We start from the raw sequence: 18,176 nt of genomic DNA on the forward strand, positions 1-18,176 counted from the left end.
GACTGGCCGCCGCCGACCCACCCGTCGAGGACCTGCTGCGCGAGCTGGCGCCGCAGGTCCTCGGCGTGCTCACCCGCCGCTTCGGCGACTTCGCCACCGCCGAGGACGCCGTGCAGGAGGCGCTGCTGGCGGCGGCCACCCAGTGGCCGGTCGAGGGGACGCCCGGCAACCCGCGCGGCTGGCTGATCCAGGTCGCGTACCGGCGGATGATCGAACTGGTCCGTGGCGAGACGGCCCGGCGGCGGCGTGAGGACCTCGTCGCCCGCCGCGAGCCGGACGACCGGCGCGCCGCGCCGCCGCCGGACGAGGAGCTGACCGCCGGCCGGGACGACACCCTGACGCTGCTCTTCCTCTGCTGCCACCCGACGCTCACGCCGGCGTCGGCGATCGCGCTGACCCTGCGCGCCGTCGGCGGCCTGACCACGGCCGAGATCGGCCGCGCCTTCCTCGTGCCCGAGGCCACCATGGCCCAGCGGATCAGCCGCGCCAAGCAGCGCATCCGCGCCTCGGGCGTCCCGTTCCGGATGCCCGAGCCCGCCGACCGGGAGGCCCGGCTGGCCGCCGTGCGACACGTGCTCTACCTGATCTTCACCGAGGGACACACCGCCAGCCTCGGCGACGACCTGCGCCGGGTGGACCTGTCGGAGGAGGCGATCCGGCTGACCCGGGCCCTGCGTGCGCTCCTGCCCGACGACACCGAGGTCGCCGGGCTGCTCGCGTTGATGCTGCTCACCGACGCCCGCGCCGCCGCGCGCACCGGGCCCTCGGGTGAGCTGATCTCCCTGGCCGACCAGGACCGCAGCCGGTGGGACGCCGCGGCCATCGACGAGGGGGTGGCACTGGTCACCTGGGCGCTGCCCCGCGGGCCGGTCGGGCCGTACCAGCTCCAGGCGGCCATCGCCGCGCTGCACGACGAGGCGCCCAGCACCGCCGAGACCGACTGGCCGCAGATCCTCGCCCTGTACGAGGTGCTGGAACGCGCCTCCGGCAGTCCCGTCGTCTCGCTCAACCGCGCGGTGGCGACCGCCATGGTGCACGGCCCGGCCGCCGGCCTGGCCGCGTTGGCGGTGCTGGACGCCGACCCCCGGATCGCCGGGCACCACCGGCTGCCCGCCGCCCGCGCGCACCTGCACGAGATGGCCGGCGACCGGGAACGGGCGGTGGCCGCGTACCGGATCGCCGCCGACCTGACCACGAGCGTGCCCGAGCAGCGATACCTGACGATGCGCGCCGCCCGGTTGGCCTCCGAACCGAACGGGGCCTGACGGGCCCCGACGCGACGTGGGCATGCTCGCGCGGACGCTGTCGAGCTGCCCGCGCAGATGGGGCAGCGAGTTCCGGGTCCGTGGCGGCTGGCGGTCCCACGGACGGGGCAGCTCGACAGCACCCCGTGGGCATACCCCGCCGTGCCTCCCACCCCGCCCAGCCCTTGTCCCGCCCAGCGATCGAGGGCGAGGGCGAGTGCGGGGGCGCGGCGGAGTTGCGACGTTTCGACGGGTGACACGAGCGGTGGCCGGGCCCGCGCGGGGCCCGGCCACCGGTGGTACGGGGAGTCCTCAGCTCGCGGTGCAGGTCACCGCGGGCGTGGCGTTGGTGCCGTTCCAGCTGGCGATGAAGCCGAAGCTGGTGCTGGCGCCGGCGCCCAGCCGGCCGTTGTAGTCGACGTTGCGGGCGGTGACGGCCGACCCGCTGCTGCTGAGGGCGGTGTTCCAGGACTGGCTGACGCTCTGGCCGTTGGCGAACGTCCACTTCGTCGTCCAGCCGGTGATCGCCGCCGATCCGGCGGTCACCTTCACCTCACCCTGGAAGCCACCCTGCCACTGGTTGGTCACCGTGTACGTCGCCGTGCAGCCGCCCGGCGGCGGGGTGCTCGGCGGCGGGGTCGTGGGCGGGGGCGTGGTGGGCGGCGGGGTGGTGGGCGGGGGCGTCGTCGGCGGCGGGGTGGTCGGCGGCGGCGTGCTGCCGAAGACCGTCGCCTCCTTCGCGGTGGCCTTGATCCCGTTCGCCCCGTTGAAGATGCGCTGGCCCCAGGTGCTCAGCGCGGCGGGGTTGAAGTTGGTGACCATGTCGAGGTACTCGACGCCACCGCCGTTGCCGCTCCACGACCAGCCCAGGTAACCGATCCCGTTGGCCTGGCTGTAGGAGAGGATGGTGTCCTCGTCGGGGTTGCCGTCGGAGTGGTCGAAGCCGAACTCGCCGACCACGATCGGCAGCTTCGCGGCGCGGAACCGGCCGAGGTAGTCGCTGATCTCGGCGGCGGTGTCGAAGACGCCGTACATGTGGATGGAGAAGACCGTGTTCTTCTGCGGGTCGGCGGCGAACACCGACGCGGCGTTGTCGCGCATGGTGAACGACCAGTCCTGACCCCAGTTGGGGGCGTCGACCATGATGGTGTGCGTCAGGCCGCCCGTACGCAGCCGCTTGATGGCGTTGGCGGTGTCGGTGGCCCAGGTGCCGTAGCCCTGGTTGCCGTACGGCTCGTTGCCGATGTTGACGATGACGTACTTCTCCTGGCCGGCGAGGGCGCTGGAGACGCTGAGCCAGTAGTCGACCGCCTGGTCCAGGGTGGCCGCCCCGCTCTGCTCGCCGTAGCCGGTGGTGTCGTGCACCTCCAGCACGCAGATCAGCCGGTTGGCCTTGCACAGCGAGATGACGTTGGCGACGTCGGCGGTGTCGTTCTTCGCCCACCGCTGGCCACTGGCCAGCACCACCCGCACCGTGTTCGCGCCGAGCGCCTTGATGTTGGCAAAGGAGCTGGTCTGCTGCTGGTACCAGGTGTGCGCGTGGTTCACGCCACGCATGACGAACTCGCTGCCGTTGGCGTCGTAGAGCTTGCCGTCGGCGACGGAGAAGCCGGTCGCGGCCCGCGCGGGCTGCCCGAACGCCAACACGGCGACCAGCAACGCGAGCAGGGCCGCACCGGCGGCGGAGAGTCTCTTCTTCATGGCCTTCCTCAAAGGGAGGACCCCCGCTGCCCAGGTGGGGGTGGGACGTCACAGGGGATGGCGGCTGCAGCCCGACAGCCGCCGCCCGGCTCCCGGCGGCGCAGGGATCAGCGTAGGCCGGTCGGGCCGGTCACGCAATGAACCGGTTAAGCAGCGGACCGCCGACACCGGACGCGAGGGTTGACCCGACCTGGCAGGGGTATCCGGGGATGATCCGCCCGGGTCGGAAGGAGACACCCATGGTCAAGGTCGGCTACACCCTGATGTGCGAGCAGGCCGGTCCGAAGCAACTGGTCGACTGCGCGGTGCGGGCGGAGGCGGCCGGCTTCGACCAGCTCGTCATCTCCGACCACTACTACCCCTGGCTGGACTCCCAGGGCCACTCCCCGTACGCCTGGTCCGTGCTCGGCGCGGTCGCGCACGCCACCAACCGGGCGGAGCTGATGTCCTTCGTCACCTGCCCGATCCGCCGCTACCATCCGGCGGTCGTGGCGCAGAAGGCCAGCACGGTCGGGGTCCTCTCGGACGGCCGGTTCACCCTCGGCCTGGGCGCGGGCGAGAACCTCAACGAGCACGTGGTCGGCGGCTGGCCGCACGTGCAGCAGCGGCACGAGATGTTCGAGGAGGCCCTCCAGATCATCCGGCCCCTGCTCAACGGGGAGACGCTGACCTTCTCCGGCAACCACTACGACGTGCCCGACGCCTACGTGTGGGACCGGCCGGCCCGCCCGGTGCCGATGGCCGTCGCCGCCTCCGGCCGCCAGTCGGTCACCCTCGCCGCCGAGTACGGCAACGGCCTCGTCGCGACCGAGCCGGACCCGCACATCATCGAGATGTACGACGAGGCCGGCGGCGCCGGGCAGCCCCGCTACGGGCAGGTGGCCATCTGCTACGGCCCGGACGAGGCGGAGTGCCGCAAGATCGTGCACGACCAGTTCCGCTGGTTCGGGATGGGCTGGAAGGTCAACGCCGACCTGCCCGGGCCGGAGTCGTTCGCCGCCGCCACCCAGTTCGTCCGCGAGGAGGACGTGGCCGAGGGGATCTCCTGCGGGCCCGACGTGGACCGGCACGTCGAGGCGTTCCGCAGGTTCGTCGACGCCGGCTTCACCCACGTGGCGATCGTGCAGGTGGGCGGCGGGACGCAGCCGATGTTCCTGGACTGGGCGCAGGAGCAGCTCCTGCCGAGGCTGCGCGAGCTGTGAGGGAGGCACCCGTCCGGCGTCCCCGGGTGACCCCACCGGGCCGCTTCGGTCCGGCGGAGCTGCGCCTCGCGCTGGCCGCCCCGAAGCCGGCCGCCGGGCTGACCAGCGAGTGGCGGCTGGTCGACGGCCTCCGTACGCACACCCGCCGCGCCGGCGACCCCGGCACCGCCGCCACCCCGGTCGTGCTGGTGCACGGGCTGGCGGTGTCCCACCGCTACCTGACCCCGCTCGCCCTCGCGCTGGCCGACACCCACCCGGTGTACGCGCCCGACCTGCCCGGCTTCGGGCTGACCGAGCGCCCCGGCCGCGCGTACGACGTGGTCGAGCACGCCGCGCACCTGGCCGCCTGGCTGGCCGCGTACCGGATGCCGCCCGTCTGTCTGCTCGGGCACTCGTTCGGCGCGGAGGTCGTCGCGGCGCTCGCCGCCCGGCACCCCGACGCGGTCGCGGCCGTGGTGCTCGCCGGCCCGACCAGCGACCCGGCCGCCCGGTCCCGGCGGGGACAGTTCGGGCGCTGGCTGGTGGACACCCTGCGGGAGGCGCCGTTGCAGGCGCCGATCCTGCTCCGGGACGTCCTCGACGCCCGCCCCTGGCGGGTCCACGCGACGCTGTCGCACTCGGTGCGCAACGGCATCGAGGCGGACCTGGTCCGCATCGCCGCGCCCACCCTGGTCGTGGCCGGCTCCCGGGACCCGGTCGTGCCGCCGTCCTGGCGCGCGCAGGTGGGCCGGCTGGTGCCGCACGCCCGTACGGTCACCGTGCCGGGCGCCGCGCACAACGTCGTGACCACCGCGCCGGCGCAGGTCGCCGACGCGGTCCGCGCCCTGCTGTCCCCCACACTCACGAACAGGTGACGACATGCGTATCGGCAACACGGAGATCCGTCCGGCCGGCGGCGGCCTGGGCTGCCTGCTGATGATCCTCTTCTCGATCGTCGCCTCGGTCGTCCTGACCGTGGTGCTAAACCTGCTCCTGTAACCCTGCTCGGGCTCCGGCCCCGGCCCCGGCCCCGGCTCCGGCTCCGGCCCCGGCTCCGGCTCCGGCTCCGGCTCCGGCTCCGAGATCTTGGTACGGGAGTGCCCCTGGAGGGGCCGTTTCTTGCCAAGATCTTGCTCGGGCACCGCTCGTCGGGCACCGCTCGTCGAGCAGCGCTCGTCGAGCAGCGCTCGTCGGGCACCGCGCGTCGGGCACCGCTCGTCGAGCAGCGCTCGTCGGGCACCGCGCGTCGGGGCAGCGCCGTCGTCGCGGCGTTCGCGGGTCAGCCGCGCAGGCCGAGGGCGGTCAGCGCCTCACGGGTCGCCTGGCGAACCGGTTCCACGACGACGCGGCGCACCCAGCGGGCGGCCGGCGAGACGATCGCCCGCCACCCGGCGGCCACCGCCCGGCCCACCGGGCGGACGGCGTGGCGCCACAGCCAGCGCGCCCCGAGCACGAAGGGCCGCAGCGTGAGCGCGTAGCACCACCAGAGCAGCCGGCCGGCTGCCCACCACGCCCAGCCGAGCGCGCCGAGCAGCACCCGCCCCACCGCCGCCAGCCACCGCCCGACCGCCACGAGCCCCGCCACCAGCAGGCGTCCGAGCGGCGCGAGGAGCCGGGCCAGCCAGCGCAGTGGCGCCCAGATCAGGTGGTACGCCAGCCAGGCCAGCGGTATCCACACCACCGTCCGGGCCAGCCAGGCCAAGCCCCGGGCGAGCCAGACCAACGGCATCCAGACCAGCGTGCGCAGCAGCCAGGACAGGCCAAGGCCGAGCCAGCGCAGCAGCCAGGCCAGCCCGTGGCCGAGCCAGCTCAGCGGCACCCACACCAGGATCCGCAGCAGCCAGCCCAGCGGGCGCAGCAGCCAGCGGTCCAGGAACCGGCCGAGCGGCGCGAGCAGCGAGCGGTCCAGGAACCGGCCGAGCGGCGCGAGCAGCCAGCGGTGCAGCCACCGGCCGACGGCGGCGACCAACTCCCAGGCCAGCCGGAAGGGCAGCACCACGACCAGCGCGATTCCCCGGACGACGGCGACCAGCAGCGGGGTGGGTGGGGACCCGGCGTTCCCCGGATCCGCGCTCGGCGAGTCGATCACCGGCTCACGGTAGTCAGCACCGGCAACGCGCCGCCCGCCCGGCCCTCGGGGACGGACCGGGGTCGCCCGGCCAGGCCGGGCGTAAGCGGGGGCAGGGCGGTCAGGCGGGGTCGAGGTCCAGGTCCGCCACGACCGGATAGTGGTCGGAGGCGTACTCGGTCTCGCCGCCCCGCAGCACCCGGCAGTCGCGCACCCGGCCGGCGAGCGCCGCCGTGCCGAGCAGGTAGTCCAGCCGCATGCCGGAGAACTCCGCCCCGCCGCCGTGCCGGGTGGGCGCGGTCAGCCCGCCGTCGGGCGCCCCCGCCGTCGCGTACAGGTCGACCAGGCCGGCGGCGAGCAGCCGGGCCACCGCCCGGGTCTCCACCGTCCGCCCGTCCCGGCGCAGGTGACGGCGGCGGTACGCGGCCGGAAGCCGGGCGATGCGGTCGGTGTGGTCGGCGACCGGGTCGAGGGTGTTCAGGTCGCCGGCCAGCAGCGCCAGCTCCCCCGGCGCGCGGCGCAGCGCGGCGGCGGCCCAGCCCGCCTCGACGCGCCGCCGCAGCCCCCAGTACGGGTCGAGGTGGACGCTCAGCACCGTCAGCGGGCCGGCGGTGGTCGCCACGGTGACCCGCTGCGCGGCATGGTGGAACGGCCGGCGTACCCGGGTCGCGGCGAGGGCGCGCAGCGGCGGGCGCAGCAGCACCGCCACCGGCTGGCCGAAGCAGGAACGGGCCAGGTGGGGTCGCATCCCCACCCGGCCCGCAAAGTCGGCGAGCACGTCGCCGGAGTCGAAGTGCCGCAGTTCCTGCAACGCCAGCACGTCCGGCCGCTGGTCGGCGACGACCCGGACCAGCAGGTCCCGGCGGTCGGTGCCGCCGGAGTCCCGTCCGCCGGTGCGGATGTTCCAGGTCATCGCCCGCAGCATCGGCCGCGTCAGTCCGCCCGGCCGGCCTTGGCCAGCTCGTCGTCGAGGGTGTCCACGTCCTCGGACTCGATGCTCGGCTGGTTGCCCTCGTGGACGTCCTCGTTGGGGCGGACGACCCAGTAGAGCAGCCCGATCCAGAGAGTGGTGAGGATGATCGCGCCCATGAAGTCGGTGGGGTGGTGCATCCCCCGGTACATCCGGCTGATCGCCACGCCGGTCGGCATCACCACCGCCAGCGCCACGAAGACCCACCGCCACCAGCGGTCGGTACGCGGGAAGACGATCACCGCGATCGCCACCCAGACGCAGAGCGTGGCGGCGATGTGGCCGGACGGGAAGGAGGAGGTCGGCATCGGCCCGTCGAGGTTGCCGACGGGCGGGCGCGGCCGGTCGACCGCGGCGGCGGAGGCGAGGAAGAGGCTCAGCTCGCCGAACATGGTCAGCGCCACGAAGAGCAACGGCCGCCAACGCCGCCAGACGGCCAGCACGATCGGGCAGAAGACCAGCGAGATGAGCAGGATGGCGTGGGTGTCGCCGACCTTGCTCCACCAGTAGCTGAAGTCGTCCCGGCCGGGGGTGCGGTGCTCGGCGAACCACCTCGGCACGTCCGTGTCCAGGGTGGCGAAGAAGGTGCCGCCGGCGTGGTAGCTGACGAACATGCCGAAGCCGTAGAGCGCGCCGAGGATCAGCACCCAGCCGACGATCAGCTCGAACACGGCGGCCCGGGGGTGCGGCAGCAGGTGCGCCTCGTCGGGGGCGGGCGCCACGTCGTGCGCGGCCTCCGGCTCCAGCCCGTCGGTCAACGCCGGGACCGGCCGGCCGCGCTCCAACCGCCAGAGCCGGAAGGCGTACGCGGTGACGCCGAGCCAGGCGGCGCCGAGCAGCCAGGCCCCCAGCACGTCCGAGACGAAGTGCACGCCCAGCGCGATCCGGGTCAGTCCGATGAGGAAGACGACGAGGGCGACCAGGGCGATCGCGGGCTTACGCCAGCGGCGCGACATGGCCGGCAGGAAGACCAGCAGCAGCGCCCCGTACGCGACCATCGAGCCGAGCGCGTGACCGCTGGGGAAACTGTCCCCGGCGTACGTACCGATGGGCACGTCCACCTCGGGGCGCAGCCGGTCGACAAGCGTCTTGAGCGCCGGGTCGAGGACGAGCGCGCCGACGCCGGTGACGATCAGGAACACCGCGAGTCGACCCTGCTTGCGGATCAGCAGTCCGACCACGGCCACCGACACCAGCCAGATGATGACGGCCCGCCCGCCGAGGTCGGTGAGCGCGTTGAGCACGGTCACCAGCGGCCCGTGCGGGGCGACCAGGTCGTTGAGCCAGGCGGCCACGCCGTGGTCGACGTCGTAGAGCGGGGACCACCGGGTCCGGACCAGCACGAGGAGAATCCCGAACCCGACCCCGGCACCGAGCACGATCGCCAGGCCGGCGAGCGTACGCTCGGTGAAGTGACCCAAGGGTCGTCGCAACGCCTCTTTGACCGCGCCCACGGCAGCCTCCCTCTCGCTTCTGGCGTGCCGCATTACCCGATCGGCGCTCCGCGTACACCGGGGGATGTCCGATGCGGAGCTAGAGGGAACTCATCTCGCCGGTGTCGTGGATCTCCTGGCGCTCGGCCTCGGGCTCCCAGAGGTCGGGCTGGGCGGGCTCGCGCACCCCGATGCGCAGCGCCTCCAACTGGGCGGCGAAGGAGAGTCCACCGAAGAGCGCCATGCCGGTCAGGTTGGCCCAGAGCAGCAACGCCATCATCCCGGTCAGCGCCCCGTACGTCTGGCCGAACCCGCCGCTGAACCGCACGTACGCGGCGAGCAGCAGGCTGGCCAGCCACCACAGCGCGGTGGCGATGCCGGCGCCGAAGAAGAGCCAGGACAGGCCGGGCTGCTTGCGGCGGGGTGCGTGCCGGAAGATCACCGCGACGGCGAGAACGGTCAGGCCCAGGCTGAGCGGCCAGCGCACCACGTTCCAGAGGCCGTTGGCGAACTCGCCCCAGGCGTAGTGTCGCTGCACCGAGTCGCCCATCGGGCCGCCGCCGACGAGGATCAGGAACCCGGTGAGCGCCGGCACGCCGGCGGTGAGGGCGAGGACGCTGGCGCGGACGTACTTCCACAGCGCGGGCCGGTCCCGCTCCACGCCGTAGATCCGGTTGGCGCCGCGCTCGATCTGGGCCATGGTGGTGGTCAGCGCGACCAGGCCGGTGAGCATGCCGAGGCCGAGCGCCAGCTCCCCGGCGCGTTCGGTGCGGTCCCCCTCGCCGAGCAGCTCGGCCACCATCGGTTCGCTCGCCCCGGGGGTGAGGGCCAGGACCGTGTCGGCGACCACCCGGCCGCCCTCCTCCACGCCGAGTTCGCTGATCAGGCCGGTCAGCGCGATCAGGAACGGCACCACGGCGAGGCAGAGTTGCAGCGCGAAGGCGCGCGAGTGGCTGAACCCGTCGCCGTAGCGGAACCGGATGAACGCGTCGCGCAGCAGGTGCCAGCCGCCCTGCCGGCGCAGTGTGTGCCAGGCGTCGTCGGCGTTGAGTTCCTCGTCGGACATCAGCCGGGTCTCCGGCACGATGCGGGTGCTACTCACGGCGGGCTTCCTCGATCAGCTGCTCACCACGCTCGGCGGCCGCCTTCGCGTCCTCGGCCAGGTCGGGATCCTGCTCCGGCTGCGGCACGCAGAGCCACAACGCCCGCCGCCGGATCTCGGCCTTCAGGGTGCGACCCGGCTCGATGAGATCGCCGTCGAGCTCCCGGGGCTGGGCCCGGTTGCTGGTGATCTCCACCCGCCTGGCCTTGAAGACCTCCATCCGGGGGACGCGGTCCTGCCGGCGTACGACCGCCCAGCCGAGCGCCAGCCATTGCCGCAGCGTACGCGGGGTGAGCACCGCGACGTCGAGGTAGCCGTCGTCCGGTTCGGCGTCGGTGAGCAGCCGCACCCCGCCCTGAAGGCGCCCGACGTTGGCGACGAGGACGGAGCGGGCCCGGCGGCGGATGGGCTGCTGGTCGTCGATGCGGATGGAGACCCGCATCGGCCGGTCGCGCAGGTGCCGGGCGGCTCCCACGACGTACGCCGGCCAGCCGATCCGCTTCTTGGTGGTCTCCGAGGTGTCGGCGAGCATCTGGGCGTCGAAGCCCATGCCGGCCATCACCGTGAAGTAGTGGTCCTCGACCGCGCCGACGTCGAGCAGCCGGCGGCCACGCTCGACGGCGACCTCCAGCCCGGCGGCCAGGTCACCCGAGAGACCCAGGTTGGCCGCGAGCAGGTTGCCGGTGCCCTGGGGCAGCACGGCGAGCGCCACCTCGGTGCCGACCAGGCCGCTGACGCAGGCCATCACGGTGCCGTCGCCGCCGCAGGCGAAGACGACGTCCACGCCGGCCTCGACCGCCTCCTGCGTCTGGCCGCGGCCCGGGTCCTCGACCGTGGTCTCGAACCACAGCGGCTCGGGCCAGCCGGCCGCGGCGAGGGCGTCGTGGACCGTCTGACGCAGTTCGTCGAGGTCGGCCACCTTCACCGGGTTGACCACCACGGCGGAGCGCAGGCCACCGCCGTCGGGTGCCGCGCGTCGCTTGTCCTGTCGAGGGTCCACGGCGCCAGTGTGCAGCAGATCCGGCACGGCAGCGACCCGGCGGCGCGGTGATGTTACGCGCAGCGCAAACACGTTTGCCCCCGCCCGGGACCGTCCCCCACCTCCCACCCCACACCGCCGTCGGCCCGCCGATCATGAGGTCGACGGCGGTCCTTGAGATCGACGTCCCCGCCAACCTCATGATCGCCGGGCCGGGGCAAGCCGTGCCGTGGGTGGGGTGGGGTGGGTCAGGCGGGGGTGCGGAGGGCGGTCTCCACGCGGCGGCGCAGGTCGTCGAGGTCGGCGCCGGCCTCGGTGAGCACCCGTGCGCCCAGCCCATGGCCCTCGCGGAGAACGCCGAGCAGGATGTGCTCCGTGCCGATGTGGCGGTGACGCAGTCGCAACGCCTCCCGCAGCGCCAGCTCCAGCACCTTCTTGGCGCGCGGGGAGAAGGGGCCGCCCGCGTACCGCCGGCGACCCCAGCGGCGGCGCGGCGCCGGCGCGGCCTCGCGCAGCGCATCCGGGCCGAAGGACTCCTCGATCCGGGCCACGATGGCGGCCAGGTCGATGCCGATCTCGTGCAGGGCCGCGGCGTCGGCGTCGGCGAGGCCGGTGGCTCCCCGCACGGTGTGCCGGCGGACGCGGGACCGCAGGTCGTCGGCGCGGAGGCCGGCCTCGGCGAGCACCCGGGCGGCGAGGTTGTCGCCGTCGGAGAGCAGGGCGAGCAGCAGGTGCTCGGTCCCGACGGGCCGCTCGCCCTCGGTCCGGGCCTCGTCCCGGGCGTCCCGCACGACCGTGCGGGCCCGGTCGGTGAACCGTTCGAACATCACGCCTCCCAGGAAGATCCGACCGCCGGACGACCGGCGTGCTTCTTGTGGACCGCCTGCCGGCTGACCTCGAGCTCGTCGGCGATCTCCTGCCAGGACCAGCCCTGTCGACGGGCGTTGTCCACCTGGACCACCTCGAGCCGTTCGAGCAACCGGCGCAGCGCGCGGACGGCGCGCAGCCCGACCCGGGGGTCGGTGCTGCCGGCTGCCGCCGCGAGTTCCGTTGCCTGACTCATGTCGTCAACTTACGTTGACATCGCCGCCGCGTCAACCCATGTTGACAAAACTCGTCCGGGTCACCGGGTGCCAGGCGTGGGTTGGCAGCGAAACCGGGGAGACGACGGAGGATCCCGCCTCTATGGTGGTTCGATGGCGTCGGTCAAGCAGGTCCAGGTCACCTTCGACTGCGCAGAACCTGAGCGCGTCGCTCGTTTCTGGTGCGAGGCGTTGGGATACGTCGTACCGCCGCCACCGGAGGGGTTTGCCACCTGGGACGACTTCGATCGCGCGCTGCCGCCTGAGCGGCGGGGCTCCGCGTTCGCATGCGGCGATCCCACAGGCGTGGGCCCGCGACTGTTCTTCCAGCGCGTTCCCGAAGGCAAGGTCGTCAAGAATCGGCTGCATCTCGACGTGCGGGTCGGCACCGGGCTCGTGGGTGAGGAGCGCGTGGCCGCGCTTGAGGCCGAATGCGCACGACTGGTCGCGCTCGGCGCGGTGCGCGTGCGACTGCTGACTGCCGACGGCTACGACGAGTCGTGCCTCGTGATGCAGGACGTCGAGGGCAACGAGTTCTGCCTCGACTGAGTGGCCGCGAACGCGGCAACCAGGACCACGTGCGCCGGGAACCCACAGTACGATCCGCCGATGCCCCTCCTCCGCCGGCCGCCGCGCCGAGGTCACCGTGCCCGGTGACGTGCACCGTCTCCCGCTCGGCAAGATCACGCTGGAGTTCGCCGGCGGCAGCGTGGTCGGCAACCGCTACCCGGCCAACTTCGACGTGCTGCACGTCGACCCCGCCCTGCCCTTCGCCGCCGTCGTCGACGGCATGGGCGCCGGCGAGGGCAGCCGCCGGGCCGGCGCGACGGCCATGGGCACCCTCGTCGCGCAGGTCCGGGCCGCCTGGCCCGCGGTCGACGCGCGCCAGTTGCGCACCGCCGTGGCCCACGTCCAGTCAGCCGTACGCGCCGCCGGCGCGCAGTTGGCGGAGCTGACCGGCTGCACCCTGACCGCCCTGCTCGTGGAGCCCGACGGCGGACAGGGCTGGCTCGTCCAGCTCGGCGACTCCCGCGCCTACCGCCTGCGCGACGGGCTGCTGGAACTCCTCACCGTCGACCACACTGCGGCCTGGCTGGGCGTACTGCACGGTTGGTACCCGGTCGGCTCCCCCGCCGCCGATCGCGCCCGCTACCAGCTCACCCGCTACGCCGGCCATCCGGACGAGCCGGAGGCGGACCTGCTCGCGGTGTCGCTGCGCCCCGGCGACGTCTGGCTGCTCTGCACCGACGGCGTCAGCGACCAGGTCGACTATCACCTGATGCGGGAACTCCTCGCGGCACCGCGACCGGAGGAGGCGGTGCGGGACCTGCTCCACGGCACCCTGGACGCCGGCGGCGACGACAACGCCACCGTCGTGATCGTCCGGGTCCACGCCACGACTCCCCGCTGAGGGGGCCCACCCGCCCGCCGCAGACGCCGCTGGCCGGCACCCGGGTGGGGGGGCCGGCCAGCGGCAATTCGAGAAATCGGACGCCGAGCGTGGTCAGAACCTGGACGGTGGCGGTGTCAGTCTGGAGGGCGGTTGCGGGCGAGCTTGATGAGCAGCACCACCAGCAGACCGATGCCGAAGACCACCATCAGGCAGCAGTCGAAGCCACCGAACCCGGGGTTGGCGGGGCGTGCGTTCTGTCCCGCCCGCACCACGATCTCGCCGCTGTCCGACGATGCCCAGGCCGCGACCGGCATGAACACCGAGAGCCCGACCGTACCGAGGACCGCGCCCAGGCAGCTCCGCCACTTGTCCCACGCAGACATGGCCCCATCCTCGCCGAGACCCGCAACCGGGGCGCGGCGGACCACACCGGGCCTGCACGGCACGCAGAGGCCGTCAGACGCCGAACTGGCCGGGCCCCGGGGTGCGGGGTCCGGCCAGTCGGGCGTTGGTTCTCACCACGGGGTACGGGTCAGCTGTTCCAGTGCTCGGCGACCAGGTCAGCGGCCTGCTGCTCCCACTGGGCGTAGTGGTCGGGGTACGCCGACACCTGCACCGTCTGCGCGGCCTTCGTCAGCGGCATGCCCTGCCACCCGTCGACCTGCTTGAGACCCTTCAGGAACGCCATCGTCGAGTACTCGGGGTCGGTGATCTGCTCGACCGTGCCCCACCCGCTGGAGGGGCGCTGCTGGAACAGGCCCTGCGAGTCGTGGTCGTTGCGGTCACCGAGGTGACCCAGGTTCTCCAGCTTCGACTCCTGCAACGCGGTCGCGATCGACACGACGGCGGCACGCTCGTCCATCCCGGCCTTCTTCGTCGCCGCGATGATGGCCTTGACGTTGGTGATCTGCTCATCCGACAGGTCGACGTGCGACTGGGCGCCCTGCACGCCGTGCGGAATCAGCTTGCCCGTGTCGGGCTTGTCGGCCTGCACGGCCACCGCGACCGCCGTGGCGTCCACGGGCGGGGCACTGGTGTGGGCGGTGTCGGTCATCGGACCGGCGAACACGCCACCGGCGAACGCGAGACCAGCGATACCAAGAACGCTCTTACGGATGATCGTGTTCATCAGAAACGCTCCATTCGGGGGTTGGCACCCGCACACCGAAGGGGGATCGGCTTCACGCGGGTGCAAGCACCGTCCGGCGCTCATACGAACTCACGGGAAATCTCCAGCGAAACCTGGAGGGAATCTCCGACGAATCAGCCGGAGGAAAGATCAGAGGGTAGATCAGCTCGGCCGTGCCGGCCGGATGTCCGACCCCGTGGGTCGAAAGGAGGGTCGGGCTGTCGCGCGGGGCGGGGGACGCCCTCACGCCGGCCGGACCATGTGTAACCACCGCCGGCCCGCCATCATTCCGGGGCCCCGGGCCCGCCATCTGTCGGGGCGGCGTGACCTCGGCGGGGGTGGTCTTGCTCGGTCGTACGCAGGGTGTAACGACCCCGCCCCCGCCACGATTCCGCCCCCACGATGCCCCCGGTCACACCCACAAACCGCACACCCAGCACCGACACGCTAACCACCGACGACTCACCGGCTCAAGCCGCCCCAGACAGCCACCACATGACCGGACACCCGATCACACCCGGGCCCAAGGGTCATCAACTTCTGGCTCACCCGGCTCACCAAGGGCGCACCCGCCGCAATCGGCTCATCTGGCTCATCTGGCTCATCTGGCTCATCCGAGTGAACGCGGGTGAGTCGGGTGAGCCGGGTCCTCGGGCCACTGGAGTCACTTCGGTCACTGGGGGTCACCGGCGTCGCCCCGGACACCGGGTCACCGAAGCACCGGTGGAGATCTTGGTACGAGAGTGCCCCTGGAGGGGCGCTTTCTCGCCAAGATCTCCGGCAGGAGCCCGACGAACGGACGCGAGAGTAGACACCGACGGGGTGTGGCCCGCCGTGCCCGGCGCAGGGATCAAGCCTGACCGCCCGGAGCCGGGCACGGTGGGCCACACCCCCACCACGACGCACCACAACCACCCGACGCACGCAACGCACCAGGACCAACCCCAACGCACCACAGCCACCCGACGCACCGCCCGTGCGGGCCTGGGCGCCGGCCGCCGGAGAACCGGTCGGCCGGCGTCACGCCGACACCCGCGCCGCTGACGTCCGCGTCGCCGACGTCCGCGTCGGCTCAGACCGGATCCGGCGCGAACAGCTCCTGCAACCAGCCGGGCACCGCGGCCGCGTACTCCGCGCGGGTCGGGTCGGCGCTGCGCAGGGCGCGGCGCCAGGAGAGCGCCCGGCTGACCCGGGTGACGCGGACGGCCAGGCGGGCCACCTCGCGCAGTGTCGCCCGGTCGTGCCCGTCCGACCATGGCTCCAGGTAGGCGTCGCGCAGCCGCGCCAGCGCCAGGTCGCCCTCGGGCAGACCGAACGCGTCCGCGACCGAGTTGAGCGTCACCAGCAGGGTGCCGAACGGGTGGGCCACGGAGGCGTCGCCCCAGTCGAAGAAGCGGTGCCCGTCGCCGGCCACGAACACGTTGCCGTCGTGCAGGTCGTCGTGCTGGACGGTCGGCGTGAGGCCCGACGCGGCCAGCCGCCGGCAGTCCTCGGCGAAGGCGGACCGGTGGGCGAGCAGCCGCCCGTACGCCTCGGCGGTGAGCCCGTCCGCCGCCCCGAGCAGCAGCGACTCCTCGTCGTCCAGCAACGCCTCGAACAGCTCCGGCAGCACCTCCGGCCGGTGGTCGGGCACCCCGAGCGCGAGCAGTTCGCCGGCCCGGGGCGCGACCACGCGCTGCAGGTCGGCGTACTCGGGCAGGACCCGTTCCCAGCGGCTCAGCAGGCTCCGGTCGCCACCCAGCGCGTCGCGCAACGTCCGGCCGCCGTCGGGCAGCAGGGACCAGCCGCGCTCGGCGTCCACGGCGACCGGGTCGAGCACCCGGCCGGGGGCGAGCCGGGCCAACGCGGCCAGCAGCGCCGCCTCGTACCGGGTGCCGGGGTTGTTCGCCTTGAACCAGAAGTCCCCGGCGTCGGTGGGCATCCGCCAGACCAGCGACCAGGGTCGGACCCGCGGCTCGACCGGCCCGACGATCCGCCGCCCGAGCCGGCCGAGCTGGTCGCCGACCCAGCCGAGCGCGGCATCCCGCCAGTGCGGGTCCGCCCAGTCGACAGGTGGTGTGGTCGCCCGGTCGGCGGGCGGCGTGGTGGCGTCAGTCACGCCGGGCAACTCAGTCACGCCGGGCAACCTAGCCGCCGCCCGTGCCGCGGGACCACGGGTTTTCCCGTTGCCCCACGGCCGCTCGACGGTGCGTCCTACAGCAGCTCGACGATTGTCGCGTTGGCCATGCCGCCGCCCTCGCACATCGTCTGGAGGCCGTAGCGGATGTCGTTGTCCCGCATGTGGGCGAGCATGGTGGTCATGATCCGGGCGCCGGATCCGCCGAGCGGGTGGCCGAGGGCGATCGCGCCGCCGCGCGGGTTGAGCCGCTCCGGGTCCGCCTCGGTCTCCGCCAGCCAGGCCAGCGGCACCGGCGCGAACGCCTCGTTCACCTCGTACACCCCGATCTCCTCGATGCCCAGCCCGGCGCGGCGCAGCGCCTTCGCGGTGGCCGGGATGGGCGCGGTGAGCATGGTGACGGGGTCGTCGGCGGCGACGACGGCGGTGTGCACGCGGGCCAGCGGGCGCAGGCCGTGCCGGCTGGCCCACTCGCTCGTGGTGACGGCGAGCGCCGCCGCGCCGTCGGAGATCTGCGACGCGGAGCCGGCGGTGACGACGCCGTCCGGGCGGAACGGGGTGGCCAGCTCGCCGAGCTTCTCCAGCGAGGTGTCCCGCCGGATGCCCTCGTCGGCGGCGAACTTGCCGCCGTCGGCCAGGGCGACCGGGGCGATCTCGGCGTCGAAGGCGCCGGCGTCCTGCGCGGCGGCGGCCTTCTCGTGGCTGGCGAGGGCGAACTCGTCGAGCTGCGCGCGGGAGAAGCGCCAGCGCTCGGCGATCAGCTCCGCCCCGACGCCCTGGTTGAACGGCAGCGGCGCGTCGTCGGCGAAGCCCTCGACGCCGCGGTAGCGGTCGCGCAGCTGGTCGCTGAAGGGCGACCCGCCGGCCACGCTGGAGCCCATCGCGACCCGGGTCATCGACTCGACGCCACCGGCGACGACCAGGTCGGCCTGGCCGGAGAGGACGGTGGCGGCGGCGAAGTGCAGGGCCTGCTGGCTGGAGCCGCACTGCCGGTCGAGCGTGGTGCCGGGCACCGACTCGGGCCAGCCGGCGGCGAGCACGCCGTTGCGGGCGACGTTCCACGACTGGTCGCCGACCTGGGAGACGCAGCCCCAGACCACGTCGTCGACCTGCGCCGGATCGATGCCGGTGCGCTCGGCGAGGGCACGCAGCACGTGCGCCGAGAGGTCGACCGGGTGCACGGCGGCCAGGCTGCCCTTGCGCCGCCCCACCGGGGTGCGTACCGCGCCGACGATGACTGCGTCACTCATGACTACTCCCCGGTAACTTGGGCCGGCCCCGATCCTACGTCCTCGGCGGGCCGGGCGTCCTCCCCCGGTGCCCTGGCATGCTGAACGGATGGCTACACACCCGGCCCCGACCCGGCAGTGGCGGGTGCCGCCCACCCTGCCGGCGCTCAAGCTGACCGGCGCGGTCGCACTGCTCGCGCTGTCCCTGCTCCTCGACGGGAGCGACCCGATCCGGCTGGCGCTGGCCGTGCTCACGGCCGCTGCGCTCGCCGGCTGGGCCGCGCGCGACCTGGTCGCGCCCGTCCGGCTCGCGGTCGACCCGGACGGGATCACGGTCGTCCAGGGCTTCGCGGGGCACCGGCGGCTGCCCTGGTCGGCCGTCGAGAAGGTGACCGTGGACCGTCGCGCACGGCGGGGCCTGACCAGCGAGCTGCTGGAGATCGACGCGGGGGAGTCGCTGCACCTCTTCGGCCGCCACGACCTCGGCGCGGACCCCGCCGAGGTGGCCGAGGCCCTGCGCGAGGCCCGCCCGCACTGAGCGGGCCCGCG

General features: G+C 73.6%; 18 protein-coding genes. 6 read left to right on the forward strand and 12 right to left on the reverse strand.

The window, feature by feature from the left end; translation table 11 throughout:
* Window positions 1-2 precede the first annotated feature (2 nt).
* Entirely contained in the window at window positions 3-1,265 is a 1,263-nt protein-coding gene (locus ACGFNF_RS26110) for a sigma-70 family RNA polymerase sigma factor (protein ID WP_357577583.1), read from the forward strand.
* A 291-nt stretch (window positions 1,266-1,556) separates the two neighbouring features.
* Here ACGFNF_RS26110 and ACGFNF_RS26115 read toward each other — a convergent pair whose 3' ends face one another.
* Window positions 1,557-2,945 (reverse strand): cellulase family glycosylhydrolase, encoded by a 1,389-nt coding sequence (locus ACGFNF_RS26115; RefSeq protein WP_357577562.1) that lies wholly within the window; start codon window positions 2,943-2,945, stop codon window positions 1,557-1,559.
* A 239-nt stretch (window positions 2,946-3,184) separates the two neighbouring features.
* Here ACGFNF_RS26115 and ACGFNF_RS26120 point away from each other — a divergent pair, with 239 nt between their 5' ends.
* Together ACGFNF_RS26120 and ACGFNF_RS26125 are read left to right on the forward strand one after the other, a co-directional pair.
* Window positions 3,185-4,147 carry a TIGR03557 family F420-dependent LLM class oxidoreductase gene (locus ACGFNF_RS26120; RefSeq protein ID WP_357577563.1) on the forward strand — a complete coding sequence of 321 codons (963 nt, stop codon included), beginning with the start codon at window positions 3,185-3,187 and terminating at the stop codon, window positions 4,145-4,147.
* A gap of 26 nt (window positions 4,148-4,173) precedes the next feature.
* Window positions 4,174-5,001, forward strand: a complete 828-nt coding sequence (locus ACGFNF_RS26125) for an alpha/beta fold hydrolase (RefSeq protein ID WP_393171303.1) — start codon at window positions 4,174-4,176, stop codon at window positions 4,999-5,001.
* Between the two features lie 404 nt (window positions 5,002-5,405).
* Here ACGFNF_RS26125 and ACGFNF_RS26130 read toward each other — a convergent pair whose 3' ends face one another.
* The 7 genes from ACGFNF_RS26130 to ACGFNF_RS26160 form a co-directional block, all read right to left on the reverse strand.
* A complete protein-coding gene (locus tag ACGFNF_RS26130) occupies window positions 5,406-6,215 on the reverse strand; it encodes a hypothetical protein (RefSeq protein ID WP_393171305.1) in 810 nt (269 codons plus the stop codon).
* Window positions 6,216-6,315: 100 nt separating this feature from the next.
* Window positions 6,316-7,119 (reverse strand): endonuclease/exonuclease/phosphatase family protein, encoded by an 804-nt coding sequence (locus tag ACGFNF_RS26135; protein ID WP_393171307.1) that lies wholly within the window; start codon window positions 7,117-7,119, stop codon window positions 6,316-6,318.
* A gap of 8 nt (window positions 7,120-7,127) precedes the next feature.
* Window positions 7,128-8,618, reverse strand: coding sequence for a phosphatase PAP2 family protein (locus ACGFNF_RS26140; protein ID WP_357577567.1), 1,491 nt, complete (start codon window positions 8,616-8,618; stop codon window positions 7,128-7,130).
* 79 nt (window positions 8,619-8,697) lie between these two features.
* The gene (locus tag ACGFNF_RS26145) at window positions 8,698-9,699 is read right to left on the reverse strand and encodes a YihY/virulence factor BrkB family protein (RefSeq protein WP_357577568.1); all 1,002 of its coding nucleotides are present in this window, start codon (window positions 9,697-9,699) and stop codon (window positions 8,698-8,700) included.
* Window positions 9,692-10,699: a diacylglycerol kinase family protein gene (locus ACGFNF_RS26150; RefSeq protein ID WP_357577569.1), complete on the reverse strand. Its 1,008-nt coding sequence runs from the start codon at window positions 10,697-10,699 to the stop codon at window positions 9,692-9,694. Before ACGFNF_RS26150 ends, ACGFNF_RS26145 begins: the two co-directional genes overlap by 8 nt.
* A gap of 227 nt (window positions 10,700-10,926) precedes the next feature.
* Window positions 10,927-11,505, reverse strand: coding sequence for a Clp protease N-terminal domain-containing protein (locus ACGFNF_RS26155; protein ID WP_357577570.1), 579 nt, complete (start codon window positions 11,503-11,505; stop codon window positions 10,927-10,929).
* Window positions 11,505-11,741, reverse strand: a complete 237-nt coding sequence (locus tag ACGFNF_RS26160; protein WP_089001290.1) for an HTH domain-containing protein — start codon at window positions 11,739-11,741, stop codon at window positions 11,505-11,507. The genes ACGFNF_RS26155 and ACGFNF_RS26160 overlap by 1 nt, the downstream gene beginning before the upstream one ends.
* 133 nt (window positions 11,742-11,874) lie before the next feature.
* Between ACGFNF_RS26160 and ACGFNF_RS26165 the strand changes: the two genes are divergently transcribed.
* Both ACGFNF_RS26165 and ACGFNF_RS26170 read left to right on the forward strand, forming a co-directional pair.
* Window positions 11,875-12,309: a VOC family protein gene (locus ACGFNF_RS26165; RefSeq protein ID WP_357577571.1), complete on the forward strand. Its 435-nt coding sequence runs from the start codon at window positions 11,875-11,877 to the stop codon at window positions 12,307-12,309.
* A gap of 109 nt (window positions 12,310-12,418) precedes the next feature.
* A complete protein-coding gene (locus tag ACGFNF_RS26170; RefSeq protein WP_393171310.1) occupies window positions 12,419-13,171 on the forward strand; it encodes a PP2C family protein-serine/threonine phosphatase in 753 nt (250 codons plus the stop codon).
* Window positions 13,172-13,287: 116 nt separating this feature from the next.
* Here ACGFNF_RS26170 and ACGFNF_RS26175 read toward each other — a convergent pair whose 3' ends face one another.
* The 4 genes from ACGFNF_RS26175 to ACGFNF_RS26190 all read right to left on the reverse strand — a co-directional run bounded on the left by ACGFNF_RS26175 (window position 13,288) and on the right by ACGFNF_RS26190 (window position 17,648).
* A complete protein-coding gene (locus tag ACGFNF_RS26175) occupies window positions 13,288-13,536 on the reverse strand; it encodes a hypothetical protein (protein WP_393171312.1) in 249 nt (82 codons plus the stop codon).
* Window positions 13,537-13,685: 149 nt separating this feature from the next.
* Window positions 13,686-14,282 (reverse strand): hypothetical protein, encoded by a 597-nt coding sequence (locus ACGFNF_RS26180; protein ID WP_393171314.1) that lies wholly within the window; start codon window positions 14,280-14,282, stop codon window positions 13,686-13,688.
* A gap of 1,072 nt (window positions 14,283-15,354) precedes the next feature.
* Window positions 15,355-16,398, reverse strand: a complete 1,044-nt coding sequence (locus ACGFNF_RS26185; protein ID WP_393171316.1) for a phosphotransferase — start codon at window positions 16,396-16,398, stop codon at window positions 15,355-15,357.
* A 77-nt stretch (window positions 16,399-16,475) separates the two neighbouring features.
* Complete coding sequence (locus tag ACGFNF_RS26190) at window positions 16,476-17,648, reverse strand: acetyl-CoA C-acyltransferase (protein ID WP_311409871.1); 1,173 nt, start codon at window positions 17,646-17,648, stop codon at window positions 16,476-16,478.
* An 88-nt stretch (window positions 17,649-17,736) separates the two neighbouring features.
* Here ACGFNF_RS26190 and ACGFNF_RS26195 point away from each other — a divergent pair, with 88 nt between their 5' ends.
* Window positions 17,737-18,165: a PH domain-containing protein gene (locus ACGFNF_RS26195; protein WP_393171318.1), complete on the forward strand. Its 429-nt coding sequence runs from the start codon at window positions 17,737-17,739 to the stop codon at window positions 18,163-18,165.
* The last annotated feature ends 11 nt before the right edge of the window (window positions 18,166-18,176 follow it).

Origin of the sequence: Micromonospora sp. NPDC048868, assembly GCF_043198195.1 — a bacterium.
Classification (GTDB): domain Bacteria; phylum Actinomycetota; class Actinomycetes; order Mycobacteriales; family Micromonosporaceae; genus Micromonospora; species Micromonospora reichwaldensis.

Excerpts from the sequence above, each read along its gene's own strand:
- ACGFNF_RS26115 (WP_357577562.1), bottom strand. The coding sequence starts at position 2,945 with ATGAAGAAGAGACTCTCCGCCGCCGGTGCGGCCCTGCTCGCGTTGCTG.
- ACGFNF_RS26195 (WP_393171318.1), top strand. The coding sequence starts at position 17,737 with ATGGCTACACACCCGGCCCCGACCCGGCAGTGGCGGGTGCCGCCCACC.
- ACGFNF_RS26160 (WP_089001290.1), bottom strand. The coding sequence starts at position 11,741 with ATGAGTCAGGCAACGGAACTCGCGGCGGCAGCCGGCAGCACCGACCCC.
- ACGFNF_RS26155 (WP_357577570.1), bottom strand. The coding sequence starts at position 11,505 with ATGTTCGAACGGTTCACCGACCGGGCCCGCACGGTCGTGCGGGACGCC.
- ACGFNF_RS26180 (WP_393171314.1), bottom strand. The coding sequence starts at position 14,282 with ATGAACACGATCATCCGTAAGAGCGTTCTTGGTATCGCTGGTCTCGCG.
- ACGFNF_RS26175 (WP_393171312.1), bottom strand. The coding sequence starts at position 13,536 with ATGTCTGCGTGGGACAAGTGGCGGAGCTGCCTGGGCGCGGTCCTCGGT.
- ACGFNF_RS26190 (WP_311409871.1), bottom strand. The coding sequence starts at position 17,648 with ATGAGTGACGCAGTCATCGTCGGCGCGGTACGCACCCCGGTGGGGCGG.
- ACGFNF_RS26165 (WP_357577571.1), top strand. The coding sequence starts at position 11,875 with ATGGCGTCGGTCAAGCAGGTCCAGGTCACCTTCGACTGCGCAGAACCT.
- ACGFNF_RS26120 (WP_357577563.1), top strand. The coding sequence starts at position 3,185 with ATGGTCAAGGTCGGCTACACCCTGATGTGCGAGCAGGCCGGTCCGAAG.
- ACGFNF_RS26135 (WP_393171307.1), bottom strand. The coding sequence starts at position 7,119 with ATGCTGCGGGCGATGACCTGGAACATCCGCACCGGCGGACGGGACTCC.